Origin of the sequence: Paraburkholderia bengalensis (assembly GCF_037126505.1) — a bacterium.
GTDB classification, from domain to species: Bacteria; Pseudomonadota; Gammaproteobacteria; order Burkholderiales; family Burkholderiaceae; genus Paraburkholderia; species Paraburkholderia bengalensis.
The window spans coordinates 38429-57941 of the sequence record NZ_JACFYJ010000023.1 but is presented as its reverse complement, the minus strand read 5'-3'; the positions used below and the strand labels follow the sequence as shown (position 1 = coordinate 57941).

At 61.8% G+C, this 19513-nt stretch carries 19 protein-coding genes; 7 read left to right on the top strand and 12 right to left on the bottom strand.

Annotated elements, in window-relative coordinates:
- Positions 1 to 20: 20 nt before the first annotated feature.
- Positions 21 to 977, top strand: coding sequence for a LysR family transcriptional regulator (locus H3V53_RS16165; RefSeq protein ID WP_336598788.1), 957 nt, complete (start codon positions 21 to 23; stop codon positions 975 to 977).
- Positions 978 to 1203: 226 nt separating this feature from the next.
- On the opposite strand, the gene H3V53_RS16160 is transcribed toward H3V53_RS16165, so the two are convergent.
- Positions 1204 to 1401 (bottom strand): hypothetical protein, encoded by a 198-nt coding sequence (locus tag H3V53_RS16160; RefSeq protein ID WP_336598787.1) that lies wholly within the window; start codon positions 1399 to 1401, stop codon positions 1204 to 1206.
- Positions 1402 to 1795: 394 nt separating this feature from the next.
- Here H3V53_RS16160 and H3V53_RS43645 point away from each other — a divergent pair, with 394 nt between their 5' ends.
- On the top strand, positions 1796 to 2062 hold the full coding sequence (locus tag H3V53_RS43645; protein WP_419539507.1) for a DUF6566 family protein: 267 nt from the start codon (positions 1796 to 1798) through the stop codon (positions 2060 to 2062).
- 63 nt (positions 2063 to 2125) lie between these two features.
- On the opposite strand, the gene H3V53_RS16155 is transcribed toward H3V53_RS43645, so the two are convergent.
- On the bottom strand, positions 2126 to 2506 hold the full coding sequence (locus H3V53_RS16155; protein WP_336598786.1) for a TraR/DksA family transcriptional regulator: 381 nt from the start codon (positions 2504 to 2506) through the stop codon (positions 2126 to 2128).
- 884 nt (positions 2507 to 3390) lie between these two features.
- Between H3V53_RS16155 and H3V53_RS16150 the strand changes: the two genes are divergently transcribed.
- Positions 3391 to 4539, top strand: a complete 1149-nt coding sequence (locus H3V53_RS16150) for a glutathione-independent formaldehyde dehydrogenase (protein WP_336598785.1) — start codon at positions 3391 to 3393, stop codon at positions 4537 to 4539.
- 180 nt (positions 4540 to 4719) lie between these two features.
- Here H3V53_RS16150 and H3V53_RS16145 read toward each other — a convergent pair whose 3' ends face one another.
- Both H3V53_RS16145 and H3V53_RS16140 read right to left on the bottom strand, forming a co-directional pair.
- Positions 4720 to 7377, bottom strand: a complete 2658-nt coding sequence (locus H3V53_RS16145; RefSeq protein ID WP_336598784.1) for an excinuclease ABC subunit UvrA — start codon at positions 7375 to 7377, stop codon at positions 4720 to 4722.
- Between the two features lie 208 nt (positions 7378 to 7585).
- Positions 7586 to 7993, bottom strand: a complete 408-nt coding sequence (locus H3V53_RS16140) for a Uma2 family endonuclease (RefSeq protein WP_336598825.1) — start codon at positions 7991 to 7993, stop codon at positions 7586 to 7588.
- A 498-nt stretch (positions 7994 to 8491) separates the two neighbouring features.
- Between H3V53_RS16140 and H3V53_RS16135 the strand changes: the two genes are divergently transcribed.
- Positions 8492 to 8701 carry a hypothetical protein gene (locus H3V53_RS16135; RefSeq protein ID WP_336598783.1) on the top strand — a complete coding sequence of 70 codons (210 nt, stop codon included), beginning with the start codon at positions 8492 to 8494 and terminating at the stop codon, positions 8699 to 8701.
- 156 nt (positions 8702 to 8857) lie between these two features.
- On the opposite strand, the gene H3V53_RS16130 is transcribed toward H3V53_RS16135, so the two are convergent.
- Positions 8858 to 9742, bottom strand: coding sequence for a LysR family transcriptional regulator (locus tag H3V53_RS16130; protein ID WP_336598782.1), 885 nt, complete (start codon positions 9740 to 9742; stop codon positions 8858 to 8860).
- Between the two features lie 100 nt (positions 9743 to 9842).
- On the opposite strand from H3V53_RS16130, the gene H3V53_RS16125 reads away from it, so the two are divergent.
- The 3 genes from H3V53_RS16125 to H3V53_RS16115 are packed head-to-tail and all read left to right on the top strand — an operon-like array spanning position 9843 to position 12828.
- Complete coding sequence (locus H3V53_RS16125) at positions 9843 to 11147, top strand: CitMHS family transporter (protein ID WP_336598781.1); 1305 nt, start codon at positions 9843 to 9845, stop codon at positions 11145 to 11147.
- A gap of 18 nt (positions 11148 to 11165) precedes the next feature.
- Positions 11166 to 12524 (top strand): acyclic terpene utilization AtuA family protein, encoded by a 1359-nt coding sequence (locus H3V53_RS16120; RefSeq protein ID WP_336598780.1) that lies wholly within the window; start codon positions 11166 to 11168, stop codon positions 12522 to 12524.
- The gene (locus H3V53_RS16115) at positions 12511 to 12828 is read left to right on the top strand and encodes an AtuA-related protein (protein ID WP_336598779.1); all 318 of its coding nucleotides are present in this window, start codon (positions 12511 to 12513) and stop codon (positions 12826 to 12828) included. The genes H3V53_RS16120 and H3V53_RS16115 overlap by 14 nt, the downstream gene beginning before the upstream one ends.
- 186 nt (positions 12829 to 13014) lie before the next feature.
- On the opposite strand, the gene H3V53_RS43980 is transcribed toward H3V53_RS16115, so the two are convergent.
- From H3V53_RS43980 to H3V53_RS16080, 7 genes are all read right to left on the bottom strand, one after another.
- Positions 13015 to 13341, bottom strand: coding sequence for a four-helix bundle copper-binding protein (locus H3V53_RS43980; RefSeq protein ID WP_082426866.1), 327 nt, complete (start codon positions 13339 to 13341; stop codon positions 13015 to 13017).
- Between the two features lie 170 nt (positions 13342 to 13511).
- Positions 13512 to 14225 carry a DUF4396 domain-containing protein gene (locus tag H3V53_RS16105; protein WP_473766658.1) on the bottom strand — a complete coding sequence of 238 codons (714 nt, stop codon included), beginning with the start codon at positions 14223 to 14225 and terminating at the stop codon, positions 13512 to 13514.
- 381 nt (positions 14226 to 14606) lie between these two features.
- Positions 14607 to 15332 (bottom strand): amino acid ABC transporter ATP-binding protein, encoded by a 726-nt coding sequence (locus H3V53_RS16100; protein WP_336598777.1) that lies wholly within the window; start codon positions 15330 to 15332, stop codon positions 14607 to 14609.
- An 84-nt stretch (positions 15333 to 15416) separates the two neighbouring features.
- Positions 15417 to 16487, bottom strand: a complete 1071-nt coding sequence (locus H3V53_RS16095) for an ABC transporter ATP-binding protein (RefSeq protein WP_336598776.1) — start codon at positions 16485 to 16487, stop codon at positions 15417 to 15419.
- Between the two features lie 39 nt (positions 16488 to 16526).
- On the bottom strand, positions 16527 to 17369 hold the full coding sequence (locus H3V53_RS16090; RefSeq protein WP_336598775.1) for an ABC transporter permease: 843 nt from the start codon (positions 17367 to 17369) through the stop codon (positions 16527 to 16529).
- Positions 17366 to 18289, bottom strand: coding sequence for an ABC transporter permease (locus H3V53_RS16085; protein ID WP_336598774.1), 924 nt, complete (start codon positions 18287 to 18289; stop codon positions 17366 to 17368). Before H3V53_RS16085 ends, H3V53_RS16090 begins: the two co-directional genes overlap by 4 nt.
- Before the next feature lie 5 nt (positions 18290 to 18294).
- Entirely contained in the window at positions 18295 to 19392 is a 1098-nt protein-coding gene (locus tag H3V53_RS16080; protein ID WP_054922804.1) for an extracellular solute-binding protein, read from the bottom strand.
- Positions 19393 to 19513: the final 121 nt, after the last annotated feature.

The following is a 19513-nucleotide window of genomic DNA, read 5'->3' as shown; positions in this document are numbered from 1 at the left end:
GCGAAGGCCGGGTGGGCGCCATGAATCTGCTGGAAACCATGCGCATTTATGCCAGAGTGGTTGAGCGCGGCAGCATGTCGAGCGCGGCACGAGACCTCAATATGGGACAACCTGCCGTCAGTGAACGCATCGAGCGGCTCGAGAAGTATCTCGGCTGCCGCCTGCTGCTGCGCAGCGCACGTGCATTCAACTGCACGCCGGAAGGCCTGGCTTTCTATGAGCGCAGCAAGAAGATCCTGTGCTCAGTCGAACAGGCCATCGCTGAAATCTCGAACGACGAGCGGGACCTCAGCGGCAGCATACGCATCGCGGCGCCTCACTGCTTTGGCGAGACGGTCGTGCCGGAGGCGTTGAAGTTCATCCGTGCAACCTATCCTCAACTGGACCTGGATCTCGTGCTGAATGACCGGGTGGTCGATCTCGTGACGGAAGGCGTCGATATCTCGTTTCGCCTGGGGCAACTTGGAGAAGGTGCATTCATTGCCTGCAGACTCGGAAAGATTGATCGTGTGCTTGTGGCAGCACCCGAATATCTGGAACGATGCGGTCCGATCCGCGAGCCGGACGACCTGAACAGGCATCCGTTCATTCGGGTGCAATGCATGTTTGGCTCGGACCAATTGCCGCTCAAACATATCGACAGCGTGGTGGAGAGTGCGCCCATTCAGTCGGCAATCAAGACAAGCCATTGGCGACCTATGTACGAATTGATTCTCGCGGGCGTCGGCATAGGCGTAATCGAAGAGCACGCGTGCGCCGCCGCACTCGCCGACCGAAAGCTGACGCGGCTCTTGCCCGAATTCAATGTGCCGCCGTTCGATCTGCATCTCCTGTTTCAGGCGCAGCGCCCCATTCCGTCCCGGGTCCGGATGATCGTCGCGCTGCTAAAAAAGTGTACGCCGGACATCCTCGGTCGGGTGGGCCGCGACGCGGGTGAAACAGCGCGTCGAATCGAAGCGCTGCTCGACGAGAGCTGAACTCCGGCTCGTACTGTCGCGGCTTGACGAGGCCGTTGGCAGCCATTGCTGCCTCACGCGGAACGGTTCGATGATCGATCGACCGGCCCGCCCTTCAACCGGCCCGCTTCCGATTGCTTAGATCGGAAGAAGTACGTCGATAAAGCACATCCTTGTCGCTCGTGCATCGCATCGCAAGCTAGCGCTGGCCTTTCTGTAATGTGACGAGAGGAAAGACACTAAAATCTCACGCGCCGAGTTCCTGAAAAGCATGACCGTTTTTATTGAGTTCAGCCAGAATGCCAGGCGTAAGTTCACTCTCCCATACATGCCCCGCGAATTGCCACTCTTGGGGATTCGCAAGATCGGTTAGTCCGGCTCCGTTGCGGACATACAGCCCAAGCGTCGGCTTCTTGAGGTTGAGGTAGAAATCGAATTCCTGCATTTCTGAAAGCTCCGTCAAACTGCTTTCGACACATCACCTTGTTAATGATGCATTGCCGCGGAAATCAGTAGATGAAACGGCAAGACGAGCAGTGCGGTACCCGTCACTCCGAGCAGCCACAACGCTGCGAACCAGAATATGCGTTTTGCGAATGTGTTATCAGCATCACGGTCTACGTTCGACACAGCATCCTCCGCAGATCGACGAACATGCATAAGCATAGGTCAGCATCCGGATACCGTGTTTCCGATAGCAGGTATCGGCGAACAAACAGGTACGGGATCGATCAAATCAATCACCCGATCCCCGCGCAGGTCCAGACCAGTTGACCGATGGATTCAAGAGCCACTTTCCCCGACGGTTTTCTCATTACGGTTCGATCGGAGCGCAACGCGTGTGGCGATGGATCGCACGTTTAAACATTAGCCGAAGCGGTCAAACAGTGGTCGATACTCATCCGGAAACGGCTCAGCCTGAATGGTCGACGGAACAGGAAGCCATCCGCGATGCGACCGGGTGGGGACGCCGATACATTGACCACCACGTTGCAGGGCAGCAGCCCCGATCGTGGGTCGTGATTCGCTCCGCCGCTGACGATAGGTTCAGGGAATCGAAGAGAAGACCGGCCATTGATGCGACTGTCGTGAACCACGAGGCTTGACAGCGCTTGCCGCCACGGCTTGCGTTTGGCGAAGGCGAACTGGCGATCGCATTCTTCCTTCGCCTACTTGCGCGAGTCGCGCCTTTGTTGCTCTTCGACCGTGAGGATAGCCTCCGGAATGGCTTCGAGCCTGGCGACGGGTATCGGCTCACCGCTTAGATCCGAAAAGCCATACGTGCCATCCGCAAGTTTCTGCAATGCGCGTTCGATGTCGCCAATTCGTTGATTGTTTGTGTTACGCAGCCCTTGGTTGACTTCTTGCTGGGCCATTGCCTGAGCCGCGTCCTCGAACTCTTCCGCTTCGTTGCCGTGCTGCTGCTGATCCATACGTTCTTGTTCTATCGCATTCTTCTCCTCGACAAGCAAGGTGCGCCGCAAATCCTCAAGACGTTTGCGCTGCTGCTCGAGAAAGTCCTTGCTCAACTCTCCAGTTTGATCTGACATGGCACGCCTCCTGTTCGACCCGACTCATTGAGTTGCCGCTTGCGCTCGACCCATAACCTCAAATGAACGGAAATGACGCCAGCGAGCAAGTGGGTCGGATCGAACCGACGACTCTCATCGCATCACGCTTTTGGTCGAGCAACTCGCAGTGCTCGTCCACATGAGTGCCTCGAACTTTGCGCGCGTTTTCAAAGCAGCGACAGGTAACGCGCCCCATCTGTACGTGGCACTCGAACGAGTGAAGTCTGCCAGGACGATGTTGCGCGAGCAGACGATTTCCTGGGCGAGGTGGGCGCAGCAGCATCTCACCGACGTGTTTCATCGATATACCGGCGTGACGTCTCGCGCACTCCGGCTTGCCGACCGAAACGTCGGTGGCTTAGTGACGTTTCGGGAAGTTCTGAGCGGAGCCGCGAACCGTCCTTCGAAGCGCAGAGATCCGACACGTCCTGCAGGAATAAGGAAGAAGTGCAAGCGGCAAGTACCTAGTCTTGATGTCATCGTGGTCGCGTCAATTCGCCGGTCAAGGTTTCGACGACCGGTTTCAGCGCGGCTGATCGAAAACTCAATCCTGGTCTTGTAATCTTCACCACGCAGACGGCGGGCACGCGGATAGCTCCGCATGTGGCGCGCACCGTCATCGATAAGTGCAAGATACAAAACCGTTATTTAGGATATCTATCTACATCAAGTTATAACCACTCATGGCCAACGTTGTTGCAAGGTGCCGGTCTGGACACACAAGCAACAGGCCTCACGACCGGGACATGCATCGCCATCCAGAGACCCCCGTCCCACAGGCACGCCTGCGGGTTTGTCGACGCCGTGAGCCGCCACGCTGTTTCTGCAGCTCAGGCTTCAGTCGCCACCTTAGGAGAAAGGATATGAAAGCCGTTGTATATCGTGGTCCAAGGCAAGTCGCCATAGAAGATGTACCCGATCCCAGGATCGAGCGCCCGAGCGACGCCATCGTCAGAATCACCAGTACCAACATCTGCGGGTCCGACCTGCACATGTATGAGGGTCGAACGGACTTCGAGCAAGGCCGCATCTTCGGTCACGAAAATCTGGGTGTGGTTCAGGAAGTAGGACCGGCGGTGGAGCGCATCAAACCCGGAGACTGGATGTGCCTGCCGTTCAACGTAAGCTGCGGCCACTGCGTCAACTGCGAGCGCGGCCTCACGGCGTTTTGCCTGAGCGCGAACCAGCCGGGAATCGCGGGCGGTGCCTTCGGCTTTGCGGACATGGGCCCATGGCCGGGCGGACAGGCCGAATATCTCCGGGTACCCTGGGCGGACTTCATGTCTTTGAAGCTGCCGCCTGACGCAGCGGAGAAGCAGACCGACTACGTGATGTGCGCCGACATCTTCCCCACCGGTTGGCACGCCACCGAACTGGCCGGCATGCGGCCGGGCGATGCGGTGGTGATCTATGGCTCGGGACCGGTGGGTCTGATGGCCGCGCACTCGGCCATGGTCAAGGGAGCGCGCAGTGTCATGGTGGTGGACTGCCATCCCGACCGGCTAAAGCTTGCACAGTCGATCGGCGCCATTGCGATCGATTATTCGAAAGAAGACCCGGTGCAACGGGTCATGGACCTGACGCACGGGATTGGCGCGGACGTGGGTTGCGAATGCGTCGGTTATCAATGCCATGATCCGGCGCCGCATCGCCATGAGAACCCCAATCTGACGATGAACAATCTGGTGTCGTCGGTCAAGTTCACGGGCGGGATCGGCGTGGTCGGCGTGTTCATTCCGGAGGACCCGGGCGCGCAGGACGAACTGGCGAAGAAGGGACAGATTGCTTTTGATTGGGGCAAGTGCTGGTTCAAAGGCCAGCACATCGCCACGGGGCAATGCAACGTCAAGGCGTACAACCGGCAGTTGCGCGATCTCATCGACGCCGGCCGCGCGGAACCATCGTTCATCGTTTCGCATGAGTTGAAACTCAGCGACGCGCCTGACGCCTATCAACACTTCGACGTGCGCGAACACGGCTGGACCAAGGTGGTCTTGCACCCCGGAAAGTAGCGAAGCGCCCCGGCGATCGTCGTGGCAAGAGGGCGGCATGTCCTCTTCCCCCTTCATCCGATCGATCGCGCATGCCGTGTAGTAGCCCACACCGGCGGCTGCGCGAAAAGTCCCATACCCCTCGCAAGAATTGGAGGCGGTCTGGACTGCAGCATGAAGGGAATCTGTCGCGAAGGCGGTCTACGTCGCGAGAAGTGGCCGCAGATACACCGCCGTGCGGCTCTCCGCCGTGCGGGCGACATCCCGTGGCGTGCCGCTCGCCACTATCGCTCCGCCCTCCGCGCCGGCTCCCGGGCCGACGTCGATCACCCAATCGCTTTGCACGGCCACCCGCATATCGTGCTCGACGAGCACGACCGTATTGCCCGAGTCGACCAGTCCCTGCAATTGCAGCATCAGCCGGTCGACGTCGGCGGGATGAAGCCCGGTAGTCGGCTCGTCAAGGATGTACAAGGTATCCCCGCGCTGCGCGCGTTGCAGTTCCGTGGCGAGCTTGATGCGCTGCGCTTCGCCGCCCGATAGCTCGGTCGCCGGCTGTCCGAGTCGCAGATAGCCGAGACCGAGGTCGCGCAGTGCGACGAGCGCGCGCATCACGCCAGCTTCGTCTTCGAAGAACCTGCATGCGGCATCCACAGTCAGGTTCAATACGTCGGCAATGTTCTTGTCCCGCCAGGTTATCTCCAGCGTCGACGTGTTGTAGCGGGTGCCGTGACAGGTCGTGCAGGGTGCATACACGCTTGGCAGAAAAAGCAGTTCGACGCTCACGAACCCTTCGCCTTCGCACGTGGCGCAACGGCCTTGCGCGACGTTGAACGAAAAGCGACCCGCGCTGTAACGACGCTTGCGCGCGCTGGGCGTGTCCGCGAAGAGTTTTCGCACGTGATCGAAAAGGCCCGTATACGTCGCGAGATTCGAACGCGGCGTGCGTCCGATCGGCTTCTGATCGACACGCACGAGCCGCCTGATCGCATCCATCCCCGCGGCGATGTGACCGCCTGTCGGTGCCGTCGTGACCGCTAGCAGCGGGTTCTGTTCGTCATCGTCCGGGCTCTCGATGGGTCTGCCGAGCCGGCTCGCGATCAGTTCCGGAAGGGCCTGGCTCACGAGGCTCGACTTGCCTGAACCCGATACGCCCGTCACCGCCGTCAGACAGCCGAGTGGAAACGCGACGTTCAGTTCGCGCAGATTGTTACGGGTGATATTGGCAAGCCGCAGCCAACCCGCCGCTTCGCGCGGTGTGCGATCGACTTGCGTTGGCACGGCGAAAAGATGACGGCGCGTCTGTGACGCTTCGATCTTCGCGAGCCCCTCGGGGCGACCGCTATACACGATGTGACCGCCCGCTTCGCCGGCTGCAGGACCGACATCGACCAGCCAGTCCGCGCGCCGCATCATCTGCAAATCATGCTCGACGACGAACAGCGAATTGCCGGCCGCCTTGAGTGCCTGAAGCGCGCCGAAGAGTGCCTCGCCGTCGGCGGGATGCAGCCCGGCCGATGGCTCATCGAGCACATACACGACGCCAAAGAGCTGCGACGACAGTTGCGTGGCCAGTCGCAAGCGTTGCAACTCGCCCGATGACAGCGTCGGCGTACTGCGATCGAGCGCGAGATACCCCAGCCCCAGGTCGATGAGCGTGTTCAGCCGTTCCAGCAACTCCGCGGCAATGCGTTGCGCGGCGAGGCGTTTCTCTTCGGACAGGTTCGGCGTACGCCGAACATCGGGAGATGCCTTGTGCGCTGAACCGCCCGAGGCAATCCGCTTGTCGACGGCGTGTTGCATCGCGCGCCTGCTGAGCACGCCACCCTGGTCTGCCGGCGTCTTGCCCTGTTCCGGCCATTCTCCGCGCGCGATCGGCTCGAGCATCCCGGCAAGCCCCGACAGCGCCAACTGCGAGAACTCGGCGATGTCGAGCCCCGCGAATGTCACCGAAAGTGCCTCCCTCTTGAGACGTTTGCCGTGGCAGTCCGGGCACTCGCTGCCGACCATGTACTGCGACACGCGCTTTTTCATCAGCGCGCTCTGGGTATTCGCGAAGGTATGCAGCACATAACGGCGCGCACTGGTAAACGTCCCCTGATAGCTGGGTTCGTCCTTGCGCCTGAGCGCCGCACGCGTCTCTTTGGGCGTGAGGCCGGCGTAGACGGGAACAGTCGGCTGCTCATCGGTGAAGAGAATCCAGTCGCGATCCTTCTTCGGCAGATCGCGCCATGGCGTGTCGACGTCGTAGCCGAGCGTGACCAGAATGTCCCGCAGATTCTGGCCATGCCATGCAGGCGGCCACGCGGCGACGGCGCGCTCACGGATCGTCAGCGAATCGTCGGGCACCATCGATTTTTCGGTGACCTCGTACACGCGCCCCAGACCATGGCATGTCGGGCAGGCGCCTTGCACCGTGTTGGGTGAGAAGTCCTCGGCGAACAGCATCGGCTGCTTCGGCGGGTAGGTGCCGGTGCGCGAGTACAGCATACGCACGAGGCTCGACAGCGTGGTCACGCTGCCCACCGAGGAACGCGCACCGGGTGTGCCGCGCTGCTGCTGCAGCGCCACGGCCGGCGGTAGCCCTTCGATCGCGTCGACTTCGGGCACGCCCACCTGTTCGATCAGCCGTCTCGCATAGGGCGCCACGGACTCGAAATAGCGGCGTTGCGCCTCTGCGTACAACGTGCCAAATGCCAGCGACGATTTGCCGGAACCGGACACGCCGGTGAACACCACGAGCGCGTCCCGCGGAATCTCGACGTCGACGTTTTTCAGGTTGTGTTCGCGCGCACCGCGCACGCGCACGAAGCCAACTGGCGGTATGGACGAGCGGGATTTGCTGGGTATGGCGGTCATGTCTGATCGATCGCGAATCACTCGAGGCATGGAAGGCCTGCATGAATGACAGCAGACTCGCACGAACCAGACCCGATCGGACGGGGAGCCAGCGAACTCACGCCGCGGACAGCGGTGCGCGTCATCGGATTCGTGTCAGAAAGTTCGGTGCATGCGACGGCCGGTGCGATGGCCCGCTCGCCGCCGACGCCCGCACGCGACGAGCGGGCTACAGGTCGAAGTACATAGGCTCGAGCGACAGCGTTATCCCGTGCGCGGAGACCTGTCGTGCTCCATCAGGTCCCCAGAACTGCAGTTCACCGCGTTGACCAACCACGATGACTTCACGGGCTCCGCCTTCCAGATAGGCCTTGACCCGGAGCGCGACGTCTTGCGGCACGCTTCGATCGAGGAGCACTTCGACGCACAGATCCGGTACAAACGGGATAGGCGCATCCCTGTCGATTCCTTCCCATTTCTCTGGCGGCATCCAGACGACGTCCGGGACCCGGATGCCGAACGAACGTGTCGTCACCGCAGCCGACATGGCTGCAACGTGACCGATCTGCTCGGCAATCTGGCAATAGATGTCGGTCATGACAATCTGCCGTCGAGCCGAAGGATGTGGATGCGGCACGGCTTCGCCATGCGCATCGAGCTCGGAACACTCAAAGGCACCTGATCCGGCGCCAGAGTTGATCCGACACCACGCCGCAACAAGTCCGTCCTGTGCAAGGAGAGTCGACACGAGGGAGAGCCTCCGATAGGGAAGTTGCGTAAGCGTATACCCTTTCCTCTTCGTTTAACAATTTGCTTTGCTGTGCACCGCACAAGTTATCTGCACCGGCCACAGCGAATCTGGTTGAAATCGCTCGTTCACGGGCCGGTGCCCGCGTCCGCAATCCGCCGCACTGCGGCGAAAGGCGGGCAAATGTTGCGGAATTCCTTTAAGTCATGGTGCGATGCGTAAAAAACTGGGAACGACAGGCCTCGCATCGCGTCATATGAACGACGTTGTACAAGCCCACACTCTGCGCAGGATTTATGAAAATGCTAGCGTGTCAGTGGATGGCCGTGACAACCAGCGCGATCGGCCAGCGCGACGAGCCATGGTTTTGCGGCTACAGGAATTGATATGGAACTAGATCTGGAGACATTCCGGCAACTGCGTCGTCTAGCCCCGGTGTTGGACGACATACTCAATGCGAGAGAGGTCGAGCACCCGGACCAGGCCGTCAATCTGGCGGACCTCGCACAGCTGTGCTCTCAGCTGTTCGACGCGTATCACTGCCTGCATCCCGATGAGATTGCACGCGCCCGTCTCGACGCGCTCGAAGCGCAATGAAAAGTTCGGGCCACACCATGGCCCGGCTGACGGTTCACGCGCGCCTGATACATCTCATCCAACCGCGGCCGCGAGATAGCCGCGGATGACCAGCATGTCGTTGCAAGCGCCGCAGAAAAAATGACCGGGAGCAACGGCTGATGTCAGCCGGTCGCGTCATAAGCATTGACGCATCAACGTCACGAACTTCTCCGTTATCGCCGGCAAGGTCCTGCCTCGTTTCTTGACGATCGCGATCGACCTCACGAACGCCGGATGGTCGATCTTCTTCACGACGAGCCCCGCCTCGGCTCGCACCTCGCGCGCGGTCTCAGGCAGGATGGTCACGCCCAGGCCCGCACGCACCATTGCGACGGCCGTCATCATGTACGTGGGTTCGCAAGCGATATCCAGGGGCGCGCCCGATTCACTGAGCGCCGCATCCACGACCGCTCGTACGCTCGTACCCGGTGCTGTTAGCACGAGCGGCGCCCTCGCCAGATCATTCAGGCCGACGCGGCGCTTTCTCGCCAGCGGATGCGCCTGCGGACATACAGCGACGAGCCGGTCCACGCCTGTTTGCAGAACTTCGAGCGCCGGGTCGAGCACCTCGCCGCCCGTCAGACCGATGTCCGCTTCCTCGTTGCGCACGAGCGCATTGACGGTGCTCGCGACGACATCGCGGATCTGGAAGACGACGCGCGGCACCTCTCGCCTCATATCGATGATCAACTCGGGCAACACGCTCGCCGCGAACGTCGGCAAGCAAGCGACGCGGACGGTGCCGCTCTCCCCTTCGCCAAGTGCACGAGCATCGCGCAACACGGTTTCCATGTCCTGCAACGATTTGCGCAGCAGCGGAAGCAGCTCGCGGCCGGTCGCCGTCAACGCGACGTTACGGCTGTTGCGGTCGAACAGACGCGCACCGACCGCCTCTTCCAGCCGGCGTATCTGCACCGTGAGCGCCGGCTGCGACAGATGCAGGCGCTCCGCCGCGCGCGTAAAGCTGGCTGCTTCGGCCACAGCCACGAGCGCACGGATATCGCGAAGATTCAGATCCATTATGATTCGTAATAACTGCGATCAAATCATTTCAATTGTTTTATTGGCGCCTCGAACTTACTCTTGACCGCACTACAAATCAAGATTCGGAGACGCGTTCATGTTGCCGTTACTCGGCCTCGCCACCATCGTCATCCTGCTCGGAGCGATACTCTCGAAGCGCATGTCGCCGCTCGTTGCGCTCATCATCGTTCCGATTGCGGCGTCGCTGATCGGCGGGTTCGGTTTGCAGACCAGCAAGTTCGTGATCGACGGGCTAAAGAGCCTGGCGCCCGTCGTTGGCATGTTCGTGTTCGCGATTCTCTATTTCGGCACGATCACCGACGCAGGCACGCTCGACCCCATCATCGACCGCATTCTGCGTGCGGTCGGCACGAAGCCCACGCGCATCGTGATGGGCACCACGCTGCTCGCGCTGCTCATCCATCTCGACGGCTCCGGCGCCGTCTGCTTTCTCGTCACGATTCCCGCGATGCTGCCGCTCTACGAACGTCTGCAGATGGACAAGCGCGTGCTCGCAGCAGCCGTGTCGATGGCGGCAGGCATCAACTTCCTGCCGTGGACCGGGCCGATGATCCGCGCGTCCGCGTCGCTGCATCTGCCCATTTCATCGCTGTTCAATCCGCTGATTCCCGTGCAGGCAATCGGCCTCGTGTTCGTGTTCGGCATGGCGTGGTGGCTTGGCCGGCGCGAGGAAAAGCGTCTCGGCTATTCGAGCGCAAACGGCTCCATTCCGATGCCCGAGCGCAAGCTCACGCCGGAGGAGCAAGCGCTGCGCCGCCCGAAGAATTTCTGGTTCAATATCGTTCTGACGGTCGTGGTCTTGGGCACGATGGTCGCGATGGGCGAGAAGATCCCGCCTGCCATCATGTTCATGGTCGGCCTGTGCATCGCGCTGATGGTCAACTATCCGAATGTCGACATGCAGCGAAAGCGCATTGATGCGCACGCGCGCGCCGCTTTGATGATGGCGGGCATCCTGCTCGCGGCAGGCGTCTTCACTGGCGTCATGCAGGGCAGCGGCATGCTGAAGGCGATGGCGCAGGCGGCTGTAGGCTTCGTGCCGCCCACGATGGCCTCGCACATCCCGGTCGCGCTCGGCGTCCTGTCGATGCCGCTCTCGATGCTCTTCGATCCCGACTCGTTCTATTTCGGCGTGCTGCCGGTGATCGCGGAAGTAGCGTCACAACTCGGCGTGCCCGCCGTGCACGTCGGTCAGGCCGCGCTCCTCGGTCAGATGACCACCGGCTTTCCCGTGAGCCCGCTGACGCCCGCGACGTTTCTCGTCGTCGGCTTGTGCGGGATCGATCTCGCGGACCATCAAAAGTTCACGTTTCCGCTCCTGTTCGGCGCATCGATCGTGATGACGATCGCGTGCGTCGTGCTCGGCGTGTTTTCGCTTTGATTGCGTTTGGATGACGTCATGAAAGATCGCATCAGGATAGGTGCTGGCGCGGGCTACTCGGGCGACCGTATCGAACCGGCCGTCGAACTCGCGGAACACGGCGCGCTCGACTACCTCGTGTTCGAATGTCTTGCCGAGCGAACGATCGCGATTGCGCAGCAGGCGCGCCGCCGCGATCCGTCACAAGGCTTCGACCCATTGCTCGAAGCGCGAATGCGCGCCGTGCTGACCGTCGCGTCAAAGAAGCGCGTGCGCATCATCTCGAACATGGGCGCGGCCAATCCGGCCGCCGCCGCGCGGAAGACGGCGCAAATCGCGCGCGAACTCGGCTTGCGCGGCCTCAGGATCGCAGCCGTGACCGGCGACGATGTGCTCGATGTCATGCTGCGATCGCCTCTGCGCTTCGAGGAAACCGGCGACGACGTCAGCGCATATGCCGACCGGATCGTATCGGCGAATGCGTACGTCGGAGCGGCGCCCATTGTCGCTGCGCTGGCAGCGGGCGCGGACGTCGTGCTGACCGGGCGCGTCGCGGACCCGTCGCTGTTCACGGCGCCGCTCATCCACGAATTTGGCTGGAAGATGGATGACTGGCATACGCTCGGGCAGGCGACTGTGGTCGGTCATCTGCTCGAATGCGCGGGACAGGTGACAGGTGGCTACTTCGCGGACCCGGGCTTCAAGGACGTGCCGAATCTCGCGCGGCTCGGCTTTCCTGTTGGCGAAGTCGATGCAGCCGGCAACGTCGTGATCAGCAAAGTGGCACACGCGGGCGGTTGCGTGACTGAGGCGACGTGCAAGGAGCAACTGCTCTATGAGATTCATGATCCCGCGCGTTATTACCAGCCGGATGTCGTCGCAGATTTCACGCAGGTGCGGGTCGCGCAGGAGGCGATGGACCGCGTGCGCGTAACGGGCGGGCGCGGCGCGGCGCGCACCGGGACGCTCAAGGTGTCCGTCGCTTATATCGACGGCTATATCGGCGAAGGACAGATTTCCTACGGCGGACCGGGCGCGGTCGCGCGGGCTCGGCTCGCGCTCGACATCGTGCGCGAGCGCCTCGCGATCACGGGCGTGAACACGAGCGAATTGCGCTTCGATCTGATCGGTGTGAATTCGCTTTACGGCGACAGGCTCGCCGCGGGCCACGACGACCCATACGAAGTTCGCGTGCGGGTCACCGGCCGCGCATCGAACGCCACGGAAGCGGCGCGCATCGGCAACGAGGTCGAAACGCTCTATACCAACGGGCCGGCGGGCGGCGGCGGTGTGATGAAAGCGATGCGTGAAGTCCTCGCGGTGCAGTCGGTGTTGCTGCCGCGCGAACTGGTCAATCCCGTCTTCGAAATCGTGGAGGCGAGCGATGAAACTGCGTGAACTCGCACACGGCCGCACGGGCGACAAGGGCAATACGCTCAACGTTTCCGTGGTCTGCTTCGACGCGAAGCATTACGGACATCTGCGCGACATCTTGACGCCCGAGCGTGTCAAGGCTCACCTCGCCGATGTCGTGAAAGGCGATGTCGTCCGTTATGAACTGCCGCTGTTAGGTGCGTTCAATTTCGTGCTCGGGCGTGCGCTCGGAGGGGGCGTCACGCGTTCGCTCGCACTCGACGCGCATGGCAAGTCGATCAGTACGGCGCTTCTCGATATCGACGTCGCAGAGCCTTCCGAAGCGTGAGATATTGGCGCGGCCGAAACGAGGCTGCCGTTGCGGCAAAGAGATTCGGGCTTGCCTGTGGTTCTTCCGTCGCGAAGCGCCGCGCGCGAAGCAGTAGGTTGCGTCAATCAAGAGCGGCGACGATGGCGCAGCTTAACACCGAGCAAAAGCAGTTTTGAGCGCTCGACGCCAATCGTCGCGTTCTCACTACCCCATAGCGCGGCATTGTTCTGCGCAGCGCCGACAGGCTTCCGCGCATTGCTTGCAGTGTTCGTGCTGATGCTTGTCACACTCAGCGGCGCACGCGTCGCATATCGACGCGCATAACGAGCAAACTTCCTTTGCGCGACTACTGTCGCGAGCCATGACGGCGGATGCGAGGCGGCAAATGTCCGCACAGTCCATGTCCGTCTTGATGCATCCGGCCATTTCAGAAACGTTTTGTTCCGAAAGGCATGCGGCTGCGCAATGGTCGCAAGCGCTAGCGCATGCGTCGCAGGCTTCAATGCAAGCTTGGTGTTTCTCGTGTGCCATTTGATCCTCCGCGATGTCTGTGATTTTCCCGAGCACTTTGCGTGCCGGCCTCCTAACCGCCGCAGGCCGCGTGCCCGCAATTGCCAATGTCACTTCACCCGGTCGGAGCCGCAGTACGGCGCTTAGGGCGGCAATGGCCCAAACGCTTCAAGACCCAGGAAGAAGCGGATTTACATCTTTTCCTTTACACCCAAACGGATTAACCACCAGTTGACGGGATAGCTGGTTGCGAATCCCGCGAGCATGGCGAGTTGCATGGCGAACCAGAATTCCGGGCTCGCCACTTTCGCGATCCCTCCGTAAGCCGGCTTGAACCACAAGAACTGGATGATGGCCATAAGTCCATACATGCCCACCTGCCACGCAGTGATCGACGCGATATCCGCTTTGACGGCTGCCACCACAGCTGCACCTACCGACAGCCCTCGCATCGGTTTGATGGTGAAATACTGAAAGACGATGCCGAGCAGAAAGGCGACGATGAAATCGGGGATCCAGACGGCAAACATTTTTTCGTTGAACACCGTGTGCCACCCGAACCAGACTGCCAACGCGGGGAAGGCAAACGCCGACCACTCGACAATGATGTCTCCCAGCGTACATCCGGCACCGCAGTGGCTCGTCCCTTTCATTGCCATCACGGCGAACGGCTGCTCGTCGGCCTTCCGCCCGGCGTCAGCGATATTTCGTCCCCACGCGTAGTAGGCGGCACCCCATGCAACTGTGCCGAACAACGCCGTTACGGGCCAGACGACGTTCATAATCCACATCTTCTGCGGGTGTCGAACCTCGTCAACGACGATCGCACCTGCAGATATCGCGCCCAAAATGATCCAGGTGACCGATAGCGTATTCAGCCAGGGAGGAAAGGTTCCGTAGGTCATCTCTTTTGGTGCCCGGCGGTACAAATGCCAAGCAGCCAGCAAGACACGTTCCGTTCCGATGACGGGTGTTCCGATGCGGCTGGCCGAGCGTCGTCTTCTGGCCGCGTCGAGGCAATGCCATGCGACCCGCTCGCCGAAGACCGGCATTGAGCGTGGGGGAAGAACCTGCAAATAGCATGACCCGCGAGAAACGTTTCGCGTGCGTGACATTCAGCGGATGCTGGGCGCCTGGCGAACCGTGATCACCCAGCTCATCGCAGGCGGTTTCGTTCAGCCGGCGCGCGGCCATCGGAGCGAGACGCTGTTTCCAATCCGCGACGTCGTCTGCGCGTAGAGGAAGTCGTCTGATGGATGCAGTCGTCCAGCATGAACTGGATGTGTCTAATGCAGGATCTTCGCCAGAAAATCTCTTGCCCGCTCGGACTTGGGGTTCGCAAAAAACGCGTCCTTCAGGTCATCTTCGACAATGCGCCCGTGATCCATGAATATCACGCGGTGCGCGACCTTCCGGGCAAAGCCCATCTCGTGCGTCACGCACATCATCGTCATGCCCTCCTGCGCGAGTTCGACCATCACGTCGAGTACCTCGTTGATCATCTCGGGATCGAGCGCCGAGGTGGGCTCGTCAAACAGCATCGCCATCGGGTCCATCGAAAGCGCCCGTGCAATCGCGACGCGCTGTTGCTGGCCTCCCGAAAGCTGGCCCGGATACTTGTCGGCGTGCGCACGCAGGCCGACCCGATGAAGCAGCCCCAGTGCCTTGTCGGCGGCCTCGTCCCGCCGCCGGCCCAGCACCTTCATCTGCGCCAGCGTCAGGTTGTCGGTAATCGACATGTGTGGGAAAAGCTCAAAATGCTGGAAGACCATCCCGACTTTCGAGCGCAGCCTGGACAAATTGGTTCGCTTGTCACCGACGGATTCGCCATTGATCACGATGTTCCCGCTCTGGAACGGTTCGAGACCGTTCACGGTCTTGATCAGTGTCGATTTGCCCGAGCCGGACGGGCCGCAAACGACTACGACCTCGCCCTTCTTGACTTCCGTCGTGCAGGCGGTCAGCACCTGGAACTGGCCGTACCACTTCGATACATTGCTGATGGAAATCATGTCGAAACCTGCTTCTGGAAATGGGCCGACGCGGCGCTCGTGCGGCTTTCTCAACCACGACACCGCGTGCGGGCAAGTCCGCATTCAATGTGCGGTGCGCGCCGCGATGAGCTTGCACGCATGCGCCGGCAATTCGGCGAACACCTGCATGCCGGCACGGAGGTCGGGGGTCTCGCGCGGCGTCGTGGCCGCCGTCAGCGTGAAGCCTTCGCAGTCGATCGTGGCCTCGATCGACGCCCCGACGTCGCGCACGAACGTCACCGTGCCTGGCACGGTGTTCCGGCCGGGGTTCGCGGTCGCGGGCCTGACGCACACGTCCTCCGGGCGAATCAAAAGCCGGATATCACCGGGCGTGCCAGGGACTCGCATCGCAGAGTTCACGGCGATCGATTGCCCGCCGGGCAGCCCGATTTCACCGCCGTCGAACGTCACAGGCAGGATGTTGCCGAGCCCGATGAAGTCCGCAACGAACTCGTTGACGGGATCACGGTAGATGTCGAGCGGTTTGCCCACTTGCGCGATGCGGCCTTTTTCCATCACGACGATTTCATCGGCCATCGTCATTGCCTCGCGCTGATCGTGCGTGACCATGATCGTGGTGATGCCGAGGCGCTGTTGCAACAGGCGGATTTCGACCTGCATCGCTTCGCGCAGCTTTGCGTCGAGCGCGGACAGCGGCTCGTCGAGTAGCAGCAGCTTCGGAGAGGAAGCAATCGCTCGCGCGATCGCGACGCGCTGCCGCTGTCCACCGGACAGTTGCGTGACCTTGCGCTGCGCCATGTGCGGCAACTGGATCATCTCCAGCAACTCGGCGACGCGCCTGACCTGTGCACCCCGCTCGACGCGGCGCAGCCGCAGCGGATAAGCGACGTTTTCCGCTACCGTCATGTGTGGAAACAGCGCAAGCGACTGGAACACCATGCCGAACTCACGGCGGTTGGCCGGCACCTGCGTCAGATCGCGGCCGGCGAACGTCACCGTGCCCGCCGTGGCTGTTTCGAGACCGGCGATGATCCGCATCAGCGTGGTCTTGCCGCAGCCGGATGGCCCGAGAAAGCAGACCAGCTTCCCGTCCGGCACACTCAGGTCGACGTGATCAACTGCGTACGTGGTGTTGAAGCGCTTGGTGATGGACTGGAGTGTCAGATGGGTCATGGAAGATCCTTGTGCCCGCGTCCGCCGGGGCGACAGCAGTTACAGTGCGACGCCTTCATCGCCAACCAGCCTTTCGAGCAGCCAGATCAAGGCAAAGTCGATCAGCACGATGAAAACGGCAAACGAAAACACGGTCGGGTCGAGCGACGATACCGTGCGACTGTAGAGCCAGACCGGCAACGTCATCGTATTGATGCTGTACAGAAAAAACGTCACCGTGAATTCGTTGAAAGAGATGATGAACGCGAACAGCATGCCCGCGAGGATGCCCGGCCGCATCAGCGGCAACACGACATCAATGATTGCCCGGCGCGGGCTTGCGCCCATCAGGCAGGCCGCTTCCTCGAACTCGGGACCGATCGACGCGACGGATGCCGCGCAGTTCTTGACGGTAAACGGCAACGCCAGAATCACGTGCGCGACGACCAGACGCAGCATGCCGAGCTCCATCGGCAGCACGTTGAACACCAGCAGCAGCGCCAGACCAAGCATCACGAGCGGGTAGACCAGCGGCAGCGCAACAAGCTGTTCGATGATGGCCTTGCCGCGGAACCGGTAGCGCGACAGCGCATACGCGGCGGGCGCCGACACGGCGGTGGCGATCACCATCGTCGAGAGCGCGACCAGCAGGCTCGTCGTCAGCGCCGTGCCCATCGATAGCGTATCGCTCGCACCCGGCGACACGAACGTTTGCCACGCGGCGCGATACCAGTGCAGGCCGAAGCTCTGGGGCGGAAATTCGAGCGTCTGCGAGTTGCCGAATGACATCGTGATCATGGTCAGGATGGGCAGCGCGGCGAGAAACAGCACGATCGTCGCAAGCAGACCCGTCGTGCGGCTCAGGCGGCCCGGCATGATCGACGCGAGGCGTAGGGTGTTCATGGGCGGGACTCCGCGTTGTATTTCGTGCTGCGTGCAAGTCGCTGCGAAAGCGTCATCACGGCGAGCGTCGCGACCATCAACACGATGCCGGATGAAGCCGCAGCCGGCCAGTTGAGCAGCGGCGCCACCTGGTCGTGCACCAGCACGGCGAGCATCGGCACGCGTCGGCCGCCCAACAGCAGCGGCACGGCAAATGCGCTCGCGTTGTACGCAAAGACCAGCAGCGCGCCCGATACGAGCCCTGGCATCGCGAGCGGCAGCATCACGTGGCGCAGTGTTTGCCAACGGGTCGCGCCGAGTGTCGCGGCAGCTTCTTCGTAGGAGCGCGAGACCGCGCGCATGGCGCTCGATATTGGCAGGACGGCCAGCGGGAACGCCGTCTGGATCAAGCCGAGCAGCACCCCGTTCTCGCGATAGAGCCACTGCAACGGGCGCTGGATCAGACCGCTGCCAAGCAGCGCATGATTGAGCAGCCCCGCGGGCCCAAGGATCACGAGCCATCCGTAGCCCTGCAGCAGCAGGTTCACGAGCAGCGGCAAGAGCACGCCCGCGAGCAGGAGCCCGCGCGCGAGCCTCGACTCGGTGCGCGCCATGGCGAGCGCGACGGGAATCGCGAGCAGCACGGCGCAGATCATGCTCTGGAACGCGAGCTTAAGCGTCAGCCACAGCGAGTGCAGAAAGTACCCGTCGAGAAGATCCGCGTAGTTCTGGAGCGTGAACGCACGCCACTCGTTGCCCGACACCCCAAAGCTCATCCGCAGCACCGCGAGCGATGCGGCGATGAGCACGGCAAGAAACACCAGAATCGGCGCGAGCAGCAATAGCGGCGGCACGCGCGGCAGCGCCGGCGCATCGCTGCATCGCGCGGCGTCGGCTGCGGCTGCCGCTGTCCCCACGCGGCGGGAAGAAAGCGCTGACATGATCGTCAGGCCGAGAAGATCTCGGTATAACGCTTGATCCACGCCGCCTGCACGAGCGCGAGCGCCTTGTCGTCGTGCAAGACGGCTTTCTCGGCGATCTGCTGCGGCGAAGGTACGAATGCGCGGCTCTCGGCGGGTATCAGTGCTTTTGAGTTCACCGGGCCGTTCAATACATCGGCAGCCATGCGGCCTTGCACGCCCGCATCGAGCGTATGGTTGATGAATGCATGAATCAGGTCGATGTCGCCGGGATGAGCCTTGGGAATCACCGAGAACATGAGCTGCGTCGCGAAGCCTTCCTTCATGCCGTACGTAACGCCCATCTTGTACTCGGGCTTCCTGATCTGGTCAGGGAAAAATGCCGGTGAATAGATGCCGCCGATATCGAGCGAACCCGTGCGGAACAGGTCCGCAACCTGATTCGGATTTTCGCCGAGCGTCATCACCCGCTCTTTCAGCTCCGCCAGCTTCTTGAAGCCGGGCTCGATGTTCTGCTGAGAGCCGCCCGCGAGCTTCGCGGCGATGATCGCGAGATCGACTGCTTCGGCCCACTCGGGCGGCGGCAGGAACAGACGCCCTGCGTATTTCGGGTCCCACAGCGCTTCGTATGAGGTCGGCGCAGCCTTCACGGTCGATGTGTTGTAGATGAGGCCGTCGGACCACAGCAGATAGCCGATACCGAAACCGTTCGCGCCCGTGCGGTACTGCGGCACGACGTCCTTGAGGTTCGGCAGCTTGTCGAGATCCGGCTTGGCCAGCAGCCCCGCTTCGCCCAGACCTGCGGCGCCGACGCCGGCGAGTGTGATCACGTCGTAGGTCGGACGGCTACCGGCGGCCTTCACTTTTGCGACCATGCCCGAGGTGCCGTCGGCGCGGTCGGCGATGACCTGGGCGCCCGTCTTCTGGCTGAACGTGTTGGCGATGTTGCGCAGTGCCGCCGCGCCCGTGTCGTCAGACCACGTGAGCAGCCGCAGCGTCTTGCCCGCAAAGCTGCTCTGCTGGGCTTTAGCGGTACTAATGAAGGGCATTGGCAGCGCCGTCGCAGCCAGCGCTGTGCCAATGGTCTTGATCGCCTGCCTTCTACTCCGCTTGAAGTCCTGCATGGTCATCTCCTGTACGCCTTGTCGCTGGGGGTCCGTCCGGCATGCCCATCGGCCGCCCGGAAGGTGAATAAACTGTATGTGGGTCAATATCCGCCAACAAACGAAATCTCTGCATGCGGAC